The organism is Clostridium fungisolvens (assembly GCF_014193895.1).
GTDB classification, from domain to species: Bacteria; Bacillota; Clostridia; order Clostridiales; family Clostridiaceae; genus Clostridium_AR; species Clostridium_AR fungisolvens.
Map to the genome: position 1 here is coordinate 4,908,483 of NZ_BLZR01000001.1, position 22,294 is coordinate 4,930,776.

At 34.4% G+C, this 22,294-nt stretch carries 15 protein-coding genes, 2 tRNA genes and 3 rRNA genes; 16 read left to right on the forward strand and 4 right to left on the reverse strand.

Annotated elements, in window-relative coordinates:
• Positions 1-6 precede the first annotated feature (6 nt).
• The 4 genes from yidC to rpmH are packed head-to-tail and all read right to left on the reverse strand — an operon-like array spanning position 7 to position 1,463.
• Positions 7-687 carry a membrane protein insertase YidC gene (gene yidC, locus bsdtw1_RS21795; RefSeq protein WP_244638205.1) on the reverse strand — a complete coding sequence of 227 codons (681 nt, stop codon included), beginning with the start codon at positions 685-687 and terminating at the stop codon, positions 7-9.
• 22 nt (positions 688-709) lie between these two features.
• On the reverse strand, positions 710-919 hold the full coding sequence (gene yidD / locus bsdtw1_RS21800) for a membrane protein insertion efficiency factor YidD (RefSeq protein ID WP_183279575.1): 210 nt from the start codon (positions 917-919) through the stop codon (positions 710-712).
• Positions 882-1,271, reverse strand: a complete 390-nt coding sequence (gene rnpA / locus bsdtw1_RS21805; RefSeq protein WP_183279576.1) for a ribonuclease P protein component — start codon at positions 1,269-1,271, stop codon at positions 882-884. The genes yidD and rnpA overlap by 38 nt, the downstream gene beginning before the upstream one ends.
• A 57-nt stretch (positions 1,272-1,328) precedes the next feature.
• Positions 1,329-1,463, reverse strand: a complete 135-nt coding sequence (gene rpmH / locus bsdtw1_RS21810; protein ID WP_128210855.1) for a 50S ribosomal protein L34 — start codon at positions 1,461-1,463, stop codon at positions 1,329-1,331.
• Positions 1,464-2,002: 539 nt separating this feature from the next.
• Between rpmH and dnaA the strand changes: the two genes are divergently transcribed.
• The 16 genes from dnaA to bsdtw1_RS21890 all read left to right on the forward strand — a co-directional run bounded on the left by dnaA (position 2,003) and on the right by bsdtw1_RS21890 (position 22,294).
• On the forward strand, positions 2,003-3,364 hold the full coding sequence (dnaA, locus tag bsdtw1_RS21815; RefSeq protein ID WP_183279577.1) for a chromosomal replication initiator protein DnaA: 1,362 nt from the start codon (positions 2,003-2,005) through the stop codon (positions 3,362-3,364).
• Between the two features lie 260 nt (positions 3,365-3,624).
• Positions 3,625-4,725, forward strand: coding sequence for a DNA polymerase III subunit beta (gene dnaN, locus bsdtw1_RS21820; RefSeq protein WP_183279578.1), 1,101 nt, complete (start codon positions 3,625-3,627; stop codon positions 4,723-4,725).
• An 87-nt stretch (positions 4,726-4,812) separates the two neighbouring features.
• Positions 4,813-5,019: a S4 domain-containing protein YaaA gene (gene yaaA, locus bsdtw1_RS21825; protein WP_183279579.1), complete on the forward strand. Its 207-nt coding sequence runs from the start codon at positions 4,813-4,815 to the stop codon at positions 5,017-5,019.
• 57 nt (positions 5,020-5,076) lie between these two features.
• Entirely contained in the window at positions 5,077-6,162 is a 1,086-nt protein-coding gene (gene recF, locus bsdtw1_RS21830; RefSeq protein WP_183279580.1) for a DNA replication/repair protein RecF, read from the forward strand.
• A 14-nt stretch (positions 6,163-6,176) separates the two neighbouring features.
• Positions 6,177-6,437, forward strand: a complete 261-nt coding sequence (gene remB, locus bsdtw1_RS21835; RefSeq protein WP_128210850.1) for an extracellular matrix regulator RemB — start codon at positions 6,177-6,179, stop codon at positions 6,435-6,437.
• A gap of 59 nt (positions 6,438-6,496) precedes the next feature.
• Positions 6,497-8,404, forward strand: a complete 1,908-nt coding sequence (gene gyrB / locus bsdtw1_RS21840) for a DNA topoisomerase (ATP-hydrolyzing) subunit B (RefSeq protein ID WP_183279581.1) — start codon at positions 6,497-6,499, stop codon at positions 8,402-8,404.
• A 20-nt stretch (positions 8,405-8,424) separates the two neighbouring features.
• A complete protein-coding gene (gyrA, locus tag bsdtw1_RS21845) occupies positions 8,425-10,986 on the forward strand; it encodes a DNA gyrase subunit A (protein WP_183279582.1) in 2,562 nt (853 codons plus the stop codon).
• A gap of 815 nt (positions 10,987-11,801) precedes the next feature.
• Positions 11,802-13,321 (forward strand): 16S ribosomal RNA (locus bsdtw1_RS21850).
• 230 nt (positions 13,322-13,551) lie between these two features.
• A 23S ribosomal RNA gene (locus bsdtw1_RS21855) occupies positions 13,552-16,457 on the forward strand.
• Between the two features lie 140 nt (positions 16,458-16,597).
• Positions 16,598-16,715, forward strand: a 5S ribosomal RNA gene (gene rrf, locus bsdtw1_RS21860).
• Together the 16S, 23S and 5S rRNA genes with 2 tRNA genes alongside form the textbook arrangement of a ribosomal RNA operon.
• Before the next feature lie 6 nt (positions 16,716-16,721).
• Positions 16,722-16,798, forward strand: a tRNA-Ile gene (locus bsdtw1_RS21865).
• A 5-nt stretch (positions 16,799-16,803) separates the two neighbouring features.
• Positions 16,804-16,879 (forward strand) — tRNA-Ala (locus tag bsdtw1_RS21870).
• A gap of 163 nt (positions 16,880-17,042) precedes the next feature.
• Entirely contained in the window at positions 17,043-17,543 is a 501-nt protein-coding gene (locus tag bsdtw1_RS21875) for an HDIG domain-containing metalloprotein (RefSeq protein WP_183279583.1), read from the forward strand.
• 24 nt (positions 17,544-17,567) lie between these two features.
• Positions 17,568-18,086 carry a transcription repressor NadR gene (locus tag bsdtw1_RS21880; protein WP_183279584.1) on the forward strand — a complete coding sequence of 173 codons (519 nt, stop codon included), beginning with the start codon at positions 17,568-17,570 and terminating at the stop codon, positions 18,084-18,086.
• Positions 18,087-18,130: 44 nt separating this feature from the next.
• A complete protein-coding gene (locus tag bsdtw1_RS21885) occupies positions 18,131-20,818 on the forward strand; it encodes a UPF0182 family protein (protein WP_183279585.1) in 2,688 nt (895 codons plus the stop codon).
• Positions 20,819-20,899: 81 nt separating this feature from the next.
• Positions 20,900-22,294 (forward strand): NAD(P)/FAD-dependent oxidoreductase, encoded by a 1,395-nt coding sequence (locus bsdtw1_RS21890; protein WP_183279586.1) that lies wholly within the window; start codon positions 20,900-20,902, stop codon positions 22,292-22,294.

The following is a 22,294-nucleotide window of genomic DNA, read 5'->3' on the forward strand; positions in this document are numbered from 1 at the left end:
TATATATTAACTTGCTAATGCTTTCTTCTTATTAGCTGGTCTTATAACTAAAAAATAAGTCTGAACTAATTGAATTAAGTTACCCATTATCCAATAAAGAACTAATGCTGATCTAAAGTTTAGTGCCATAAATCCCATCATAAGCGACATACCTATATTCATAGAACCCATATTCATACCGCCTTGCTGGCTAGTATTGGCTGTTGTTTTTGTTGTTAAATATGAGGATAAATATGTTGTTGCAGCAGATAGGATAGGTAATATATAGAATGGATCTTTCGCATATAAATTAGGTATCCATAAGAAAGAAGCACCCTGTACATTTATACTAGTAAATACTCCATATAAAGCAAACAAAATAGGCATTTGAATTAATAATGGTAAACATCCGCTAAAGGGACTTACATTATTCTCTTTATAGATCTTCATCATTTCCATTTGTGCTTTTTGAGGATCATTTTTATATTTCTTTTGCATCTCTTGAACTATTGGTTGAACCTCTTGCATCTTAGCTTGAGATCTAATCTGTTTTATGTTTAGAGGTAATAATATTAACCTAACAATTAGAGTTAATATAAAAATAGCTAAAACATATGATGTACCTACATGTGTAATACCTATGTTAAGTACGAAACTATGTAATGCTGTAAAAATATTAGTTAAGAAATTAACTATTGGTTGTAACAAAATTCTAACCTCCTACACTCTCTTACTTCACGGGGTCATATCCACCTTCGTGAAATGGATGGCATCTTAATATTCTTTTTATAGCCATGAATCCACCTTTTAAGGATCCATACTTTTGTATCGCTTCAATTGCATATTGAGAACAAGTAGGGTAATATATACAAGAAGGTCTTTTTAAAGGTGAAATAAACTTTCTATAGAATCTTATTATTAGAATTAAAATCCTTTTCATTTTTTATTAAACCTGCCTTATTAAATAAGTTGATCATAGCTTTTTGGACATCCCAATAAGTTTTTTCATTGATGGCTACCCTTGCAATGAACACTAAATCATTTCCTCTTTTTATATTCTCATTATTCAATCTATAACTTTCACTTATTAATCTCTTAGCTCGACTTCTAATTACGCTAATTCCGACTTTTTTACTAACAGAAATTCCTACCCTATTGTATGGTATACCTTTTTCATCTCTGTTTCTTCTATTATTATATATATATAATACAAGCAAATCATTAGCAAAGGATTTACCTCGTCTATACACATTTCTAAATTCCATGTTCTTTCTTAGTTTTTGATCTGCCATAGCTTCGATATTCTCCTTTTTTTCTGCAGTTGCAGAAAAAGGCCACTAAAGCGGCCCTTATGCTGTCAATCTCTTTCTACCTTTTTGTCTTCTTCTCTTAAGAACAGTTCTACCTGATGCAGTAGCCATTCTCTTTCTGAAGCCATGTTCTCTTTTTCTTTGTTTCTTTTTAGGTTGGTATGTCATGAACATCTATAATACACCCCCTTCAGTTAATTATGTTTTATAGTAAAAAACTATTCTGTCACTGAATCTTATTGATTTTAAGATTTACTTTTTAATTATATATTTCAAGTGTTCTTATGTCAAGAAAATCAATTGCTGTTGATAATTTTATAATACCATATATTTTTTGTGGATAAGTTATTGAACAGGCTTATTTCTTTATGATATGATTAAGAGGTGGCTGTGTATAAATTGTTAACCCGCTAATACTTATCCACAACTGTTGATAAGTCTGTGTATAACTTACTCATTTGTGTATATAAGTGGTTTATACATTATATATTTTTAGCCCTTTTTCTATTATTATACTGTTGTTGATAGTGTTATTTAATATAAATTAACATATGTTGATAAGTTTTTATGATTAAAATTATTAACATAGTTATCAACATGTGAATAATTTTATTTACATAGTCAATCATCTTAATAGGGTGTATATATTTTTGTGAATAAACTGTTATTATTAGAAATTGCTAATAAAAAATTTTTTGACTGGAGGATAGGAAATGGATGCCCAACTAAACCAAATGTGGGAAAAAACATTGAATATAATGAAGGGTGAGATGTCTGAGGTAAGTTTTAATACTTGGATAAAGAGTTGCGAACCTATATCTATGGATTCTGATTCAATAAAGTTTAGTGTCCCAAATGATTTCACAAAAGATATAATAGAGAAGCGTTACAAAACTCTTTTCGTGCAGGCAATCAAACTTGTTTCTTCTAAAAAATATAATATTGAATTCCTAATCCAGTCTGAGCTTCAAGAAGATAAACCTATTTCAGCTACACCAAGTAAAGAAGAAGCTTCTAATAATACTGTGGTTAGCGTTAATGATGAAATGTCTGCTACTTTAAATCCTAAATATACTTTCGATTCATTCGTAATAGGTAATAGTAATAGATTTGCCCATGCAGCATCTCTTGCAGTAGCGGAATCTCCAGCCAAAGCTTATAACCCTTTATTTATATATGGAGGAGTTGGTCTTGGAAAGACGCACTTAATGCATGCTATTGGCCATTATATTCTGAAGAATAATCCTAAAGCTAAAGTAGTTTATGTGTCTTCTGAAAAATTTACTAATGAATTAATAAATGCAATCAAAGACGACACAAATGAAGAGTTTAGGAATAAATATAGAAATGTAGATGTTCTTCTAATAGATGATATTCAATTCATCGCAGGAAAAGAACGAACTCAAGAAGAGTTTTTCCATACATTTAACACACTTCATGAAGCTAACAAGCAAATTATCTTATCTTCAGATAGACCACCAAAAGAAATTCCTACATTAGAAGATAGATTAAGATCAAGATTTGAATGGGGCCTTATAGCAGATACTCAAGCACCAGATTTTGAAACAAGAATGGCAATATTAAAAAAGAAAGCTGATGTTGAAAAATTAAACGTAGCAAATGAAGTTATGGTCTATATAGCTACAAAAATCAAGTCAAATATAAGGGAACTTGAAGGTGCACTTATAAGAATAGTTGCTTATTCTTCATTAACAAATAGAGAAATAACTGTTGATCTCGCTTCAGAAGCATTAAAAGACATTATATCTAACAAACAAGGAAATCATATTACTATAGAATTGATTCAAGAAACAGTTTCAAATTACTTTAATTTAAGAGTAGAAGATTTAAAATCTCAGAGAAGAACTAGAAATGTAGCTTATCCTAGACAAATCGCAATGTACCTTTCAAGAAAATTGACAGATATGTCTCTTCCTAAAATAGGTGAAGAATTTGGAGGAAGGGATCATACAACTGTAATACATGCATACGAAAAGATATCAGGCGGCTTAAAGTCTGATGAAGTTCTTCAAAATACAGTAAATGACATAACAAAAAAGCTTACTCAAAAATAATTAACATCTGTACATAATAACTTTATAATATACTGTGGATAACTTAAATTTTAATGCTGCTCCGTGAATAATGTGGATAAGTTATAAAATCCATAACAACTTATCCACAGTATTTTTTTACTGTTTTTTGGCTTACTTTAAGGGCTAGAAGTACTTTTCAACAAATCCCCAGCCCCTACTACTATTATTACTGTAATTAATTATTTATTTATATATATCTATACATCATTACTTGTTAATTAATTAAGGAGGTTTTCACTTTGATTTTTATATGTGATAAAAGTAAACTACAAGATTCTATTTCAATAGTTCAAAAGGCTATAACAGGAAGATCAACAATGCCTATATTAGAAGGTGTTTATATTAATGCAAATAGTAGTACTATAACTCTTATTGGATCTGATAAAGATGTAAGTATCGAAACAAAGCTTGAAGCTGATATTATAGAAAAAGGTTCAATTGTTGTAGATGCTAAAATATTTGGAGAAATAATTAGAAAATTACCTAATGATGAGGTTAAGATAGAAACACTTGATAATAGTGTAATTCAGATAACTTGCCAAAAATCAGTATTTAACTTAATTTATATGAGTTCTGATGATTTCCCTAGTTTACCAAATATTAATGAAAATATGATTTTTTCAGTTCCTCAAAACCAATTAAAAAATATGATAAAAGGCACATCTTTTGCAATTGCACAAGATGAAATAAGACCAATACTGCAAGGAATATTGTTTGAAGTTAAGGATAATTATTTAAATTTAGTTGCATTAGATGGATATAGATTAGCACTAAGAAGAGAAGCTATTGATTCGCAAAATACTATAAATGCGGTAATTCCAGGAAAAACATTAAATGAAGTTGCTAAGATACTAGAAGATACTGAAGACTTAGTTAACATAACATTTACTGCAAATCATATATTATTTAACTTAGGTCAGACTAAGATAATATCCAGATTACTTGAAGGAGAGTTTATTCAATATAATTCAATTCTTCCTCAAGAATATAAAATGTGTGTTACTGTAAAGAAACAATCTTTACAAAATAGTATAGAAAGAGCATCTTTAATGGCAAAGGAAGGAAATAGCAATTTAATTAAATTAGATATCCAAGATGATGCCATGGTGATAACATCTAATTCTCAATTGGGAAAAGTAAGAGAAGAGATATCTGTAAATATGCAAGGTGAAGGGATACAAATTGCATTTAATTCAAAATACCTATTAGATGTTCTTAAAAACATGGAAGAAGATGAAGTTATACTTGAACTTACTAGTAGTGTCTCTCCTTGTGTTATAAAAAATAAAATTAATGAAAATAGTAAATACTTAGTAGTACCAGTAAGATTGGTTAAATAAAAAATAAGGAGTAGGTTTTTTCTATAACATATTCATTTGTGAGAAATCACAATGAAAATATGCTGTGGTTAAAATTTTAACAATATAATGAATGAAATTAGAATTGATACCGAATTTATAAAATTGGATGCATTTTTAAAGTGGTGTGGAGCTGCTTCAACTGGAGCAGAGGCTAAAATTTATGTTCAAGAAGGCGATGTACTTGTAAATGGAGAGGTGTGTCTTCAAAGAGGAAAAAAACTTAGAATAAACGATGTGGTTACATTTGATAATGAAGACTATAAAATAATTTAGTAATATTTAAATAAGATATGCTATTAATAAATGTGGTATAATTAAATAGGTGCTTATATGTATATAAAAAAGATTATGTTACTTGAGTACAGAAATTATAGAAATATAACTATTGATCTAGGAAGAAATGTTAATGTTTTTATGGGAGATAATGCTCAAGGAAAAACGAACATATTAGAGGCTATGTATTATTGTGGCTTTGCTAAATCGCACAGGACCAATAGAGATAAGGAACTTGTTAATTGGGATTCAGAAAAATCGTTTATAAGCTTAAGTGTAGGTAAAGAGAGAATAGATAAAAGAATTGATATCAATATATTCAAAGATGGTAAAAAAGCTATTAAGGTTAATTCAATTAAAATAAATAAAATTGGAGAATTAGTAGGTATCTTTAATGTTGTTATGTTTTCACCTGAAGACTTAAAGATTGTAAAAGAAAGTCCTGGAATAAGAAGAAAATTTTTAGATATGGAGCTTTCTCAATTAAATAAAAAGTATTACTATAGTTTAGTTCAATACAACAAGATATTAAATGAGAGAAATACTGTTTTAAAGCAAAAAAAAGTAGATGTATCTATGCTAGACATATATGATTTACAACTTAGTGAATTCGCAGAATACATAGTTAAAGAAAGAATTAAGTATATAGATAAGCTCAACGAGCATGGCAAGATTGTACATAACGAAATAACATCTGGCAAGGAAATAATAGAATTTAAATATTTATCTAGTATTAAAAATTTAGATGATATTAAAAAATCCTTTTTAGAGGGTTTAGAGAAAAATAGAAGTAAGGATATAGAAAAAAGACTTACTTCTATTGGACCACATAGAGATGATTTCTTAATCTTGATTAATGATATAGATGCTAAAAGTTATGGATCTCAAGGGCAACAAAGAACAGCTGTGTTATCAATAAAATTTGCATCACTAAGAATTATAAAAGATATAACTGGAGAATACCCAGTTTTGCTTTTAGATGATGTGCTTTCTGAGCTTGACTTTAATAGAAAAAGATATGTTTTAACTTCTATAGGACAGATACAGACTGTTATAACTTGTACAGGAATAGAAGATTTGACTGAGTACTTAGATGAAAAAGCTAGGGTTTTTAAGGTTCAGGATGGTGTAATTCTAACATAGAGGAGGAGTTTTAATTGTTTTTACACTTAGGGGAAAATGTTGTGGTTCCAATCAAAGATGTTATTGGTATTTTTGATATACAAACTACTATGTATAGTAGTGATACTAGCCAATTCTTAAGGATGGCAGAAGAAGATGGGTTCGTAGAAAGGATAACTAATGACAAACCCAAATCTTTTGTAATTGCTGAAGTGGATAAAAAAAGTAAGATATATCTTTCTCCAATATCCTCATCTACACTTACAAAAAGAACGGATATAGATTATACGCCATAAATCGTCCGATATCTAATTTTGTATTACTTAGTTTATTAAATTTTAGGAGGAATTGAGTGGTGGAACAAAATAAACAGACTTATGATGAAAGTCAAATTCAAGTACTAGAAGGTCTTGAAGCAGTTAGAAAGAGACCAGGAATGTATATCGGTAGTACTAGTTCAAGAGGTCTTCATCACCTTGTGTATGAAATTGTAGACAATAGTATAGACGAAGCTCTTGCTGGTTATTGCAAAAATATAGAAGTTTATATACATGAAGATAATTCAATAACAGTAATTGATGATGGAAGGGGTATGCCTGTAGGGATACATCCTAAGATGGGAAAATCTACTGTTGAGGTAATTATGACAGTTCTTCACGCTGGTGGCAAATTTGGCGGTGGAGGATACAAAGTATCAGGTGGACTACATGGAGTAGGTGCATCCGTAGTTAATGCTTTATCTGAACTATGTGAAGTTACTGTAACCAGAGAAGGAAGCGTATGGAGGCAAACTTACTCAAAGGGAAATGTTACAAGTGAGCTTACTAAGATAGGTGAAGATGACGGTCAGGGAACAAAAACTCACTTCAAGCCTGATCATGAAATTTTTGAGGAAACTGTATATGATTTTGAAATTTTATCTCAAAGATTAAGAGAGTTAGCGTTCTTAAACAAGGGCATAAATATACAACTTACAGATGAAAGAGACGGAAAGAGTGAAAACTACTTTTATGAAGGTGGTATAAAATCATTTGTAAGCTATCTAAACAGAAATAAAGAAGTGCTACATGATGAGCCGATATATGTTGAAGGTGTTAAAGACGGCATAGCTGTAGAAGTATCTTTACAATATCATGATGGATATAATGAAAATATGTTTTCTTTCGCAAACAATATTGATACTGTTGAGGGAGGAACTCATCTTGTAGGTTTTAAAGCTGCTTTAACAAGAGTATTCAATGATTACGGTAAAAAGTTTGGTCATCTTAAGGAAAATGAAAAGAACTTATCTGGTGATGATATAAGAGAAGGTTTAACTGCTGTTGTATCGATTAAGATATCTGAACCACAATTTGAAGGTCAAACTAAAACTAAGCTTGGAAATAGTGAAGTTAGAAGTGTAGTTGATAGTATAGCTGGAGAAGGTATAAGTGAGTTCCTGGAGGAGAATCCTGCAGTTGGAAAAGTTATTATAGAAAAATCATTACTTGCTCAAAGGGCAAGAGAAGCAGCTAGAAAGGCAAGAGAACTTACAAGAAAGTCAGTTCTTGAAAGATCAACTTTGCCAGGTAAACTTGCAGATTGCTCATCTAAGGATCCGTTAGAGTGTGAAATATACATAGTTGAGGGAGATTCTGCAGGGGGGTCTGCTAAGCAAGGAAGAAATAGAAGGTTCCAGGCTATTTTACCTTTAAGAGGTAAGATAATGAATGTTGAAAAGCAAAGATTAGATAAGATATTAGGGTCTGATACTATACGTTCCATGGTAACTGCTTTTGGTGGAGGTATAGGAAAAGATTTTGATGTTGAGAAGTTGAGATACAATAGAATAATAATAATGACAGATGCTGACGTTGATGGTGCTCATATAAGAACATTGCTATTAACATTCTTCTACAGATACATGAGAGAACTTGTAGATCAAGGTCATGTATATATAGCTCAACCACCACTTTTTAAAATCTCTAAAGCCAAAAAAGACTATTATGTATATTCTGATAAGGAATTAGAGGATAAATTAGTGGAGATTGGTGGTAAGGATAATTCTGTAGGTATACAAAGATACAAAGGTCTTGGTGAAATGAATGCTAGTCAGCTTTGGGATACAACTATGGATCCTGATAGAAGAATTCTTCTTAAGGTTTCAATTGAAGATGCAATGGCTGCAGATGAGATATTTACAATACTTATGGGTGATAAGGTTGATCCAAGAAGAGAGTTTATCCAACAAAATGCTAAGTATGTAAGCAATTTAGATGTTTAGTACTAAAAGAGGTGAAGTACATGAATTATAACGAGGGAAAAGTTCTTCCAGTTGACATAAAAAACGAAATGAAGAAGTGTTATATAGACTATGCTATGAGTGTTATAGTAGGTAGAGCACTTCCAGATGTAAGAGATGGTTTAAAACCAGTTCATAGAAGAATTCTTTATTCTATGCATGAACTTGGTTTAGCACCAGACAAAGGTTACAGAAAGTGTGCAAGAATTGTCGGAGAAGTTTTAGGTAAGTACCACCCACATGGTGATTCATCAGTTTATGATGCTCTTGTAAGAATGGCACAAGATTTCTCCATGAGATATATGCTTGTAGATGGCCATGGAAACTTCGGTTCTGTAGACGGAGATTCAGCAGCTGCTATGAGATACACAGAAGCAAAAATGAATAAGATAGCAGTTGAAATGTTAAGGGATATAAATAAGAATACAGTTGATTTTATGGATAACTTTGATGGTGAAGAACAAGAACCTATTGTTATTCCATCTAGATTCCCTAACCTATTGGTAAATGGGTCATCAGGTATAGCAGTTGGTATGGCTACTAACATACCTCCTCATAATCTAGGTGAAGTTATAGATGGTACCATAATGCTTATAGATAACCCAGAAAGCTCTGTACTTGAGCTTATGGGACATATAAAAGGTCCAGATTTTCCTACTGCAGGAACTATAATGGGTTTATCAGGAATAAGGGAAGCTTATGAAACTGGTAAAGGAAAAGTTGTTGTAAGAGCTAAAGCTGCCATAGAAGAAGAAAAAGGCAGACATAAGATTATTGTAACTGAGTTACCTTATCAAGTTAATAAAGCTAAGTTAATAGAGAATATTGCTGACTTAGTAAAAGATAAAAAGATAAATGGTATCTCTGACCTAAGAGACGAATCAGACAGAGATGGTATGAGAATAGTAATAGAACTTAAAAGAGATGCGAATCCAAATGTAGTTCTTAATTTATTATACAAACATACTAAGATGCAAGACACTTTTGGAGTTATAATGTTAGCTCTAGTAGATAATGAACCTCAAGTTTTAAATCTAAAACAAGTACTGGTTCACTATATAGAATTCCAAAAACAAGTTATTACGAGAAGAACAGTATTTGAATTAAACAAGGCTCAAGAAAGAGCTCATGTTTTAGAAGGTTTAAGAATAGCACTTGATCACATAGATGAAGTTATAAGCATAATAAGAAATTCTAAAACTACTGAAATTGCTAGGAATGAATTAAAAGAAAAGTTTGGATTAAGTGATGTTCAAACTCAAGCAATTTTAGATATGAGACTTAGAAGACTTACTGGCTTAGAGCGAGATAAGATTGAAGAAGAGTACAACGAAATAATGAAACTTATTAATTACTTGAACGAGATACTAGGAAGTGAAGAAAAACTTCTAAGTGTTATAAAAGAAGAACTTCTTGAAATAAAAGCTAGATATTCTGACGAAAGAAGAACTGAAATTACTAAGAATCAGAATGAAATAGACTATGAAGATCTAATTCAAGAACAAGAAGTTGTTATTACATTAACTCATAGTGGTTATATTAAGAGAATATTAGCAGATACTTACTCTGCTCAAAGAAGAGGGGGAAAGGGAATACAGGCGATGACTACAAAAGAAGATGACTTTGTGGAGCATGTATTCATAACTTCAACTCATACGAATTTATTATTCTTTACTAACAGAGGTAAAGTATTTAAACTTAAAGCTTATGAGATACCTGATGCAGGAAGAGCTGCTAAGGGAACAAATCTTATAAATATATTACCTTTAGAGCAAGATGAAAGAATTTACACTGTCTTGACTATAAAGGATATGAACCAAGAGGGATTCTTATTTATGGCAACTAAGAAGGGCTTAGTTAAAAAGACACCACTTAGTGAATTCCAAAATATAAGAAAGAATGGTTTGATTGCTATAAGTTTAAGAGAAGAGGATGAGCTTCTAAAGGCAAAAGTAACTTATGGAGATGCTAATATAATGATAATCACCCAAAACGGTTATGCAATAAGATTCAATGAAAAAGATGTAAGACCGATGGGAAGAACAGCTTCAGGTGTAAAGGCTATGAATCTAAGAGAAGATGATATGGCTGTTTGTATGGATATAGCAGTTGATGAAGAAGATGTTCTAGTGATAAGTGAAAATGGATTTGGTAAAAGAACACCTGTATCTGAATATAAGGTTCAAAACAGAGGTGGAATGGGATTAATAACTTATAAACTAGCAGAGAAGACTGGTAAAGTAGTTGGTGCTACTATATGTAAGATTGATGATGAATTAATGCTTATAAATAGTAGTGGTGTTGCAATAAGAATTAATGTTTCTGATATATCAGTTACAAGTAGATCTGCAATGGGTGTTACTCTTATGAGAACCGGAGAAGAGGAAAAGGTAGTTGCTGTAGCAAAAATACCATACACTGAAAAGTCTTCAGATGATGATGCTGATGGAAGTGATGTAGCTGTGGAGCTAGAAGAAGTTCCAGTAGTATCTAGTGAAGATAATAGTTTAAATGAGTTGCTTGAGAGAGCAGAACAAGATCAAAATACTGATGATGAAGAATAAGATTTAATACAACAAAAGTATATTTAAGGACTATCTTATAGAATTATTATTAAGATAGTCCTTTTTACTTTTTACTAAGGTCTATTTTAACCCGCATTTTAGGCGTAAATTTTTAAAAAGTTATCTTTTTATCTTTTTTTAAATTTTAACATTCATGTTTAATAGTTTTTAGTTGAAGTGCACAAGAAGAAAAGTCCGTAGAATTATTTAGAGTTTATATTCAGTTTAGGAATTAAGCTTTATATTTAATCTTAATGCAAAGATAGTATAGTAAACTATTCATCATTAAAACTATTTAAATTTAAATTCTATTTATAATAAAAATTACGCTTATATAAGTTTAATCTCATATATATTTTATAAACTAATCTCCAGATTTGAATAAACTTTATATAAGATAAATTTAGTTATTAAGCTTTATATAAAGGTTAATTAGATTTAAAAAGTGTTTATTTCATGAAAACATAACCAGGTGTGTCAATATAGGATATAGTTAGTAAATAAGAGAAATAAATAGAAAAAGCATATTAGTCTTTTGTAATCACTTTGTAATAATATAAGAATGAACTTTTAAAATGGTAAGATAAACATCGTCACAGCGATGCAAAATCGTAAGCAAACAAAAAAACATTAAAAAAATGTTGACAAGAAAGTTTGCAAGTGATAAGATAAAGAAGTCGCAAATGAGCGATAACAAAAACTTGGTCTTTGAAAATTAAACAGAGAAGATAAACAAAGTCTAAAATTAGACTTAAACTAAACCAGCAATTCTTTTGAAAAAAGACTTACTAAGTAAGTAAGCTATGATTAAACTTTAAATTGAGAGTTTGATCCTGGCTCAGGACGAACGCTGGCGGCGTGCCTAACACATGCAAGTCGAGCGGAGAAAGTTCTTCGGAACTTTCTTAGCGGCGGACGGGTGAGTAACACGTGGGTAACCTGCCTTATAGAGGGGGATAGCCTTCCGAAAGGAAGATTAATACCGCATAACATTTTCGTTTCGCATGAAATGAAAATCAAAGGAGCAATCCGCTATAAGATGGACCCGCGGCGCATTAGCTAGTTGGTGAGGTAATGGCTCACCAAGGCGACGATGCGTAGCCGACCTGAGAGGGTGATCGGCCACATTGGAACTGAGATACGGTCCAGACTCCTACGGGAGGCAGCAGTGGGGAATATTGCACAATGGGGGAAACCCTGATGCAGCAACGCCGCGTGAGTGATGAAGGCCTTCGGGTTGTAAAGCTCTGTCTTTGGGGACGATAATGACGGTACCCAAGGAGGAAGCCACGGCTAACTACGTGCCAGCAGCCGCGGTAATACGTAGGTGGCAAGCGTTGTCCGGATTTACTGGGCGTAAAGGGAGCGTAGGTGGATATTTAAGTGGGATGTGAAATACCTGAGCTTAACTTGGGTGCTGCATTCCAAACTGGATATCTAGAGTGCAGGAGAGGAAAGTGGAATTCCTAGTGTAGCGGTGAAATGCGTAGAGATTAGGAAGAACACCAGTGGCGAAGGCGACTTTCTGGACTGTAACTGACACTGAGGCTCGAAAGCGTGGGGAGCAAACAGGATTAGATACCCTGGTAGTCCACGCCGTAAACGATGGATACTAGGTGTGGGGGTTTCAACACCTCCGTGCCGCCGTTAACACAATAAGTATCCCGCCTGGGGAGTACGGTCGCAAGATTAAAACTCAAAGGAATTGACGGGGGCCCGCACAAGCAGCGGAGCATGTGGTTTAATTCGAAGCAACGCGAAGAACCTTACCTAGACTTGACATCTCCTGAATTACCCTTAACCGGGGAAGTCGGTACCTTTGGTACCGACAGGAAGACAGGTGGTGCATGGTTGTCGTCAGCTCGTGTCGTGAGATGTTGGGTTAAGTCCCGCAACGAGCGCAACCCTTATTGTTAGTTGCTACCATTTAGTTGAGCACTCTAGCGAGACTGCCCGGGTTAACCGGGAGGAAGGTGGGGATGACGTCAAATCATCATGCCCCTTATGTCTAGGGCTACACACGTGCTACAATGGCAAGTACAAAGAGACGCAAGACCGTGAGGTGGAGCAAATCTCAAAAACTTGTCCCAGTTCGGATTGTAGGCTGAAACTCGCCTACATGAAGCCGGAGTTGCTAGTAATCGCGAATCAGCATGTCGCGGTGAATACGTTCCCGGGCCTTGTACACACCGCCCGTCACACCATGAGAGTTGGCAATACCCGAAGTCTGTGAGCTAACCCGTAAGGGAGGCAGCAGCCGAAGGTAGGGTCAGCGATTGGGGTGAAGTCGTAACAAGGTAGCCGTAGGAGAACCTGCGGCTGGATCACCTCCTTTCTATGGAGAAATTATTAAGTACTGATGCATTTCAGGCTTAATATATACGAATTCTGGTTAGAATCTCTCTCTGTTTAATTTTGAGATACCAAGTATCTCAGATTGTTCTTTGAAAATTGCACATAAGTTAAAGTAAAGATATTTACTATTCTTTGTAATAAATTGATTGCTAAAATGCACGCTAGTATTTTAGTAAATCAGCAAATTTGTAACTCAAATTTGATTTGATAGGTCAAGCTACAAAGGGCGCATGGTGAATGCCTTGGCATCAAGAGCCGAAGAAGGACGTGACAAGCTGCGATAAGCTTTGGGTAGGCGCAAATAGCCTGTGATCCAAAGATCTCCGAATGAGGAAACTCACGTAGGTAACCCTACGTATCCTATAGTGAATACATAGCTATAGGAGGGTAAACCTAGGGAACTGAAACATCTAAGTACCTAGAGGAAGAGAAAGAAAAATCGATTCCGTCAGTAGCGGCGAGCGAAATCGGAAGAGCCCAAACCAAAGATTTATCTTTGGGGTTGCGGACAGAACATAACATTGGTGGCTATTGTAATTGAAGATATCTGGAAAGATACACCGTAGAAGGTAATAGTCCTGTAAGTGAAACAAGAAGACCATAGTTCTGCTCCAGAGTACCACGAGACACGTGAAACCTTGTGGGAAGCAGGGAGGACCACCTCCCAAGGCTAAATACTACTTGATGACCGATAGTGAAGAAGTACCGTGAGGGAAAGGTGAAAAGAACCCCGGGAGGGGAGTGAAATAGAACCTGAAACCGTGTGCCTACAACCGATCATAGCACCATATGTGTGTGATGATGTGCTTTTTGTAGAACGAGCCAACGAGTTACGGTATGTAGCGAGGTTAAGTACTTAAGGTACGGAGCCGAAGGGAAACCGAGTCTGAATAGGGCGACTAGTTGCATGCCGTAGACCCGAAACCGGGTGACCTATCCATGGCCAGGTTGAAGCGAAGGTAAAACTTCGTGGAGGACCGAACCACGTTGGTGTTGAAAAACCATGGGATGAGCTGTGGATAGCGGAGAAATTCCAATCGAACTCGGAGATAGCTGGTTCTCCCCGAAATAGCTTTAGGGCTAGCGTCGGATATGACTAATGGAGGTAGAGCACTGAATGGGCTAGGGGGCATATCGCTTACCGAACCTTATCAAACTCCGAATGCCATATAGTATTAGTCCGGCAGTCAGACTGCGAATGATAAGATCCGTAGTCAAAAGGGAAACAGCCCAGATCGTCAGCTAAGGTCCCAAAGTATAAGTTAAGTGGAAAAGGATGTGGGATTTCTAAGACAACTAGGATGTTGGCTTAGAAGCAGCCACTCATTAAAAGAGTGCGTAATAGCTCACTAGTCGAGAGATCCTGCGCCGAAGATGTTCGGGGCTCAAACTTATCACCGAAGCTACGGCTAGCAGATTTATCTGCTGGGGTAGGGGAGCGTCGTAATCGGGCTGAAGTCGTACCGTAAGGAGCGGTGGACTGATTACGAGTGAGTATGTTGGCATCAGTAGCGAGAACTAGGTGAGAATCCTAGTGGCCGAAAACCTAAGGTTTCCTCAGGAAGGCTCGTCCGCTGAGGGTTAGTCGGGACCTAAGCCGAGGCCGAAAGGCGTAGGTGATGGACAATCGGTTGATATTCCGATACTACTGCAAATCGTTATTACCGATGGAGTGACGCAGGAAGATAGAGTGTGCTAGCTATTGGATGCTAGTCTAAGCACTTAGGTATACAGGTAGGCAAATCCGCCTGTATTAGCTGAGGTGTGATGGGGAAGGCCTTTTAGGCTGAAGTACTTGATTCTACGCTGCCAAGAAAAGCTTCTAGGGAGAAATGTAGTACCCGTACCGCAAACCGACACAGGTAGGTGAGGAGAGAATCCTAAGGCCGGCGGAAGAATTACAGTTAAGGAACTCGGCAAATTGACCCCGTAACTTCGGGAGAAGGGGTGCCTACGAGAGTAGGTCGCAGAGAATAGGCCCAAGCAACTGTTTAGCAAAAACACAGGTCTCTGCTAAAGCGAAAGCTGATGTATAGGGGCTGACGCCTGCCCGGTGCTGGAAGGTTAAGGGGAATCGTTAGCGGTAACGCGAAGCGGTGAACTTAAGCCCCAGTAAACGGCGGCCGTAACTATAACGGTCCTAAGGTAGCGAAATTCCTTGTCAGGTAAGTTCTGACCCGCACGAATGGCGTAATGACTTGGGCACTGTCTCAACTGTAAATCCGGCGAAGTTGTAGTGCAAGTGAAGATGCTTGCTACCCGCGATTGGACGGAAAGACCCCGTAGAGCTTTACTGTAGCTTAGCATTGAGTTTCGGTATTGTCTGTACAGGATAGGTGGGAGACTTGGAAGCATCCTCGTTAGGGGATGTGGAGTCGTCCTTGGGATACCACCCTGACAGTACTGGGATTCTAACCGGGCACCATGAAGCTGGTGACGGGACATTGTTAGGTGGGCAGTTTGACTGGGGCGGTCGCCTCCAAAAAAGTAACGGAGGCGCCCAAAGGTTCCCTCAGAACGGTCGGAAATCGTTCGTAGAGTGCAAAGGCAGAAGGGAGCCTGACTGCGACACCCACAAGTGGAGCAGGGACGAAAGTCGGGCTTAGTGATCCGGTGGTACCTCGTGGGAGGGCCATCGCTCAACGGATAAAAGCTACCTCGGGGATAACAGGCTGATCTCCCCCAAGAGTCCACATCGACGGGGAGGTTTGGCACCTCGATGTCGGCTCGTCGCATCCTGGGGCTGAAGTAGGTCCCAAGGGTTGGGCTGTTCGCCCATTAAAGCGGCACGCGAGCTGGGTTCAGAACGTCGTGAGACAGTTCGGTCCCTATCCGTCGCGGGCGTAGGAAATTTGAGAGGAGCTGTCCTTAGTACGAGAGGACCGGGATGGACTGACCTCTGGTGCACCAGTTGTTCCGCCAGGAGCATAGCTGGGTAGCTACGTCGGGAAGGGATAAACGCTGAAAGCATCTAAGCGTGAAGCCCACCTCAAGATTAGATTTCCCATAGCGTAAGCTAGTAAGACCCCTCGAAGAACACGAGGTTGATAGGTCGGAGGTGTAAGCATGGTAACATGTTCAGCTGACCGATACTAATAGGTCGAGGGCTTGACCAATACAAGATATTACAAAGTAAACTTAAGTGCAATTTTGAAAGAATAATCTTTCTTATATTTAGAAAAAATTCTTGTTGACAAGAAGAAAAAGTCTAGATATAATATTCACTGTGGTCAAATTAATGACTACAAACTGAATATCTGGTAATGATGCGTCTTAGGGTTACACCCGTACCCATACCGAACACGAAGGTTAAGACTTAGACGGCTGATGGTACTGCATGGGCGACTGTGTGGGAGAGTAAGTGGTTGCCAGGTTAGTAAGGATCTTTAGCTCAGTTGGTTAGAGCAACCGGCTCATAACCGGTAGGTCCGGGGTTCGAGTCCCTGAAGGTCCACCATATTTGGGGGTATAGCTCAGTTGGGAGAGCACCTGCCTTGCACGCAGGGGGTCAAGAGTTCGAATCTCTTTATCTCCACCAAAGTAAACCATGAACTTAATGTTCATGGTTTTTTTGTATTTAAACTTAAATTTATATTAAGAAAATCTACTTATTATATACATATAAAAATTGGCATATTATAATTATTACTGAAGAATACTCAGTAAAAGATGTAATATAAATTATAAAATGGAGAAGAATTATGATTTTTTATAGAGTAAAACAATTTTGGTGGGCTATAATCTGTAATTTTAAGCAGTTAGATGAAGAATATATAAATAAGTATTTAGAAGACCATGAAAAAAAGCTTTTTGATAAACTAAAGACTGGTGATAAACATCATTGCATAAGAGTATCAAAGGATTCATTAGAAATATATGAAAACATAAAGGAGAACTTAGATGAATATCAATTAGCAAAAGCAGCTTTGCTTCATGATATTGGAAAGAGTGAAAGACCTTTAAACTTTATAGAAAAATCTATTGTTGTCCTGCTGAATAAATTTACCAAGGGAAGCATTAGAAAATATGATAACATAAAAATATTAGATATATACTATAATCATCCTAAAAAGGGAGTTGAGATGCTTCGAAGTTATGGTTATAATGAAGAATTTCTTCAAGTCATAGGAAATCATCATGATAAAAAATACACTGATAATGCTATGCTTAATATAGTAAAAGAAAGTGATAATAAAAATTAGCTAAATTGATATAGGAGGATTTATATGCTCACAGCTAAATTAAGAAAACAAATGATAATTAATAAATTGATAGATTGTTCAGAACCACAAAAGGGATCTTCTTTCGCGAAAGAATTAGGTGTTACAAGACAGGTAATTGTTAAAGATATAGCATTACTAAGAGCAGAAGGCAATAATATAATCGCTACTCCAGATGGTTATATAATTGAAAAAAATGCAGCTAATAGGATTAATAGGGTAATAGCAGTTAATCATCATATAGATGAAATGGAAGATGAATTAGCAACTATTATAAGATATGGTGGTGTTATAGAAGATGTAGTTGTAGAACACCCGTTATATGGTGAAATAAGAGCTATGCTTAAATTAAGAACCTTTAATGATCTTTCAAATTTTATAGATAAGTTTAATAATCTGAAAGCAACTCCTTTATCATCGTTAACTGGAGGGGTACATATACACACAATATCTACAGAAACAGAAGAAAATATGTTATTAATATTAAATGAACTTAAAAATAAAAGATATTTGATAACAGAATAATCATATCTAATTTATAAATTAGGATATTGGAGGCAAAGAAATTTATGAAAAAGATTTATTGGTTATTAGCATCGGTTGTTATAATAGTTATGCTAATTCTGTCCTTTTCAAACTTAATTGTAAATATCCAGTGGTTTAGAGAAGTAGGGTACCTCACTGTATATTTTACTAAACTTATAGCGATATTAAAACTTATGGTACCTATATTTGCGGTTTGTTTTATTGTAGTACATTTTTATTTAAAATCGTTAACTAAAAGTTTGCTTACTCAGCTTGAAGGAAAGAAGAAAAGATATATAAAAGTAGTTAGTATTGTAGGAAACTTAATATTATCTCTTATAATATCATACTATACTGCATCAACTTATTGGTATACAATTTTACAATTTACTAACTCAGTTAATTTCAATGATAAGGATCCTATATTTGGGCATGATATATCTTTTTATATATTTAAATTACCACTTATCCAGTCATTGTATAATGTATTGTTATCATTAATAATAACAATAATTGCTATTACAGTTGTATACTATCTAGTGGTAAAGTTAAAAAGAAATGTTACTGATAAAGGTAATTGGAGAACAAATGGAAGTGAAGTGTTTAAAAACTTTGCAGGTAAGCAATTCGCTATAGTTTCAGCAATATTAATGTTTATGATATCAGGAGGTTATGTTTTAAAATCATATAACTTATTATATAGTGCTAGGGGAACTGTTTTTGGAGCAGGGTATGCTGATATAAGAATAACTTTATTATTTTATAGAGCTATAGCTATAGTTAGCTTAGTATCAGCAATAATAGTATTTGTTAGTATTCTAAGAGCTAAAATTAAGCCCATTATTACTGTTGCAGCTCTTATATTTGTAATGATTATTTGTGAACCTATAGTTGCATCTGTATTTCAGCAGTTTATTGTAAAGTCAAATGAAATGGATTTTGAAAAGCAGTATATAAGTAACAATATAAATGCTACTAGAAAGGCTTTTAATATAGATAAGATTAAGGAAAATGAATTTGAACCGAAGCAAAACTTGAGTGATAAGGTTTTACAAAATAATACGGATATAATAGAAAACCTGAAGGTAAATTCTATAAGTCCTGTATTAAATTTTTATAATCAGGTTCAAGTTATGAAAAACTACTATAAATTTAATGATGGTGATACAGATAGATATAATATAAACGGAAAATATACTCAAGTATTTGTAGCACCTAGAGAACTAGATTATAGCAATATAAACACCTGGCAGAACATGCACCTAAGATATACACATGGATATGGTATTACTATGAGTAAGGTAAATTCAGTTACCTCTGAAGGACAACCGGATTTTGTAATGAAAGATATACCCACAGAGAATTTAACAGATATAAAGTTAGATAACCCTAGGATTTATTTTGGAGAAGGCTCAAATGAATATGTTGTAGTAAATACTGATATTGATGAATTTGATTATCCAAAGGCTGGAGAGACACAAACAAATAGATATGAAGGAAAAGCTGGAATTAAAATGAACTTTTTAAATAAGGTATTATTTTCAGTTAATCAAGGTAATGTTAGAATTCTAATGTCAGGTGATATAAAAGGTGATAGTAAGATAATTCTTAATAGAAATATAATGGATAGAGTTAAGAAAATAGCCCCATTTTTAAGTTACGATAGTGATGCTTATAGTGTAATAAAGGATGGAAGGATATTTTGGGTAGTTGATGCTTATACTACCTCAAATAAATACCCTTACTCCCAACCCTACAATGGATTTAATTATATTCGTAATTCAGTAAAGGTTGTAATAGATGCTTATAATGGAGATACAAATTTTTATATTGTTGATAAGAACGATCCTATAGCTGCTAGTTATTCTAAAATTTTTAAAGGATTATTTAAGGATGGAGATACTCTTCCAAAAGAAATAAGAGAACACTTAAGATATCCAAATGATATATTTAATATTCAATGTGATGTACTTGGTAAATATCATGTTACTGACCCAACTGTGTTTTTTACACAAGATGATCTATGGGAAGTATCCTCAAATATATTGAGTGTTGAAGGAAAAGAAGATGTAAATGAATCATTATATCTTATGACTAGGTTACCTGGAGAAAAGAATCTTGAGATGGTCATGTTTGAATACTTTAATATGAAAGGTAAACAAAACATGGTATCACTTTTAGGTGCTAGAATGGATGGAGAGAATTATGGAAAGTTAGTAATGTATAAGTTTCCTCCACAAAAAACTATTTTGAGTCCATCATTGTTAAAGAACAAGATATTAGCGGATCCAGATATATCTAAGGAAATAAGTTTATGGGAAGGAAAAGGTTCAAAAGTAGAATATGGAGATACAGTTATAATACCTATAAACGACTCATTGTTCTATTTAGAGACCCTATACTTAAAGGCAGATGTACAAAAATCACTGCCAGAAGTGAGAAAGATAATTTTGTCTGATGGAGAAAAAATAGTTGGAGACGAAACGGTAGAAAAGGCATTACAAAAGTTATTCAATTACACAAATCAGTCAAATAGACCTGTAGAAAATAATACAAACAATAATAAGGGTAATGTTGAAAATGGCAACAGTGGTAATGTAAGTAATGATGATATTAGTAAAGCAAATGAGTTATACCAGAAGGCTTTAGATGCTCAGAAGGCAGGAGATTGGTCTGCCTATGGAGAATATATAAAGCAATTAGGTGACATTCTTAAGAATATGAAAAAGTAATATATGGTGTGAATTAAGTTTATTGGTGAACTACTACAATATGTAGTGTTCACCAATAATATAAGCACTTAGGAGGATAATATGGATTATGATGTTTTGATATTAGGTGGTGGGATAATAGGATGTGCTGTTGCCTATGAGTTATCAAAATACAATTTAAATATAGCAGTTATAGAGAAGGATTATGATGTGGCTGATGACATATCATTTGCTAACACAGCGGTAATATATGATGGATCAGAAACTAAAGATGATCTTATGAGTAGCCTTGAGCATATGGGAAATTCAATACTTGCTGAAATAACCAAAAAGTTTAATGTTCCATTTAAGAGGATTGGATCTTTAAGGATAGCAGATACTGATGAGTGTGTAGAGATTATTGAAGATATGTATAAGACTGCAAAGAGTAGGGGAATTGACAATATTTATCTCATAGATGATCAAGGAGTTTATGATATTGAACCAAATCTTAGAGTTGGGTTTAAAAAAGCGTTATACTCTGAAAATACTGCAGTAATATGCCCTTATGATTTGGCAATAGCATACGCAGAAGTTGCTTTTGATAATGGAGTTAACTTTAGATTAGAAGAGGTTGTGCAAGATATTCAAAAAATGGCTAGGGGATTTAAGGTAACTACAAATAAAAATAAGTTTACTTGTAAAGTGGTTATAAATACAATTCCAGGGGATAATTATACAATTGATTTAAATAGAACAATAATTAATGATAGTGAAAGTAAGATGCATTATTTAGTATTGGATGAAACCTTCGAACATAATCTATCTAATTTAGTTATGAAGATTAATTCTGAAGATAAATTCACTTTTCAGACACCAACCTTAAGTGGCAGTACACTGGTTGGAATAAACTCAGAAAAGTTGCTGGACTTTGATGAGATATTAAGGGAAGCAGCTGAGATACTCCCATCTGTCACTAAGGATAATGTAAATAGTATATTTTATGAAGACTACAGAAAAGATGTAATGTTTATTGATGATGATCAATTAATGAAGGGGTATATAAAGGTTACAGGAGATCATTATGCCCATATAACTATTGCACCATCTATAGCTAAGATGATTTGTGAGACTATTGTAGATAATCTAAACTCAACATTAAAAAGAAACTTTGTAGATAAAAGAAGAGAATTTTATAGATTTAGAGATATGAGTAAAGAGCAAAGGAATGAAATTATATCTTTAGATAAAAGATATGGGAAAATAGTATGTCTATGCAATCAAGTTTCAGAAGGTGAAATAATTGATTCAATAAGAAGACCCTTAGGTGCGAGAACTGTAGAGGGTGTTAAGAGAAGAACGGGAGCTACCTTTGGAAATTGCCAAGGTGCATATTGTATAGATAAAATAATAGATATAATCGCAAGAGAAACAGATAAAAAATTAACAGAAATAGTTGAAGACTCTAAAAATTCTAAGGTTCTTGTATCAAGAATAAAGGAATTTGAAGGTATCTAG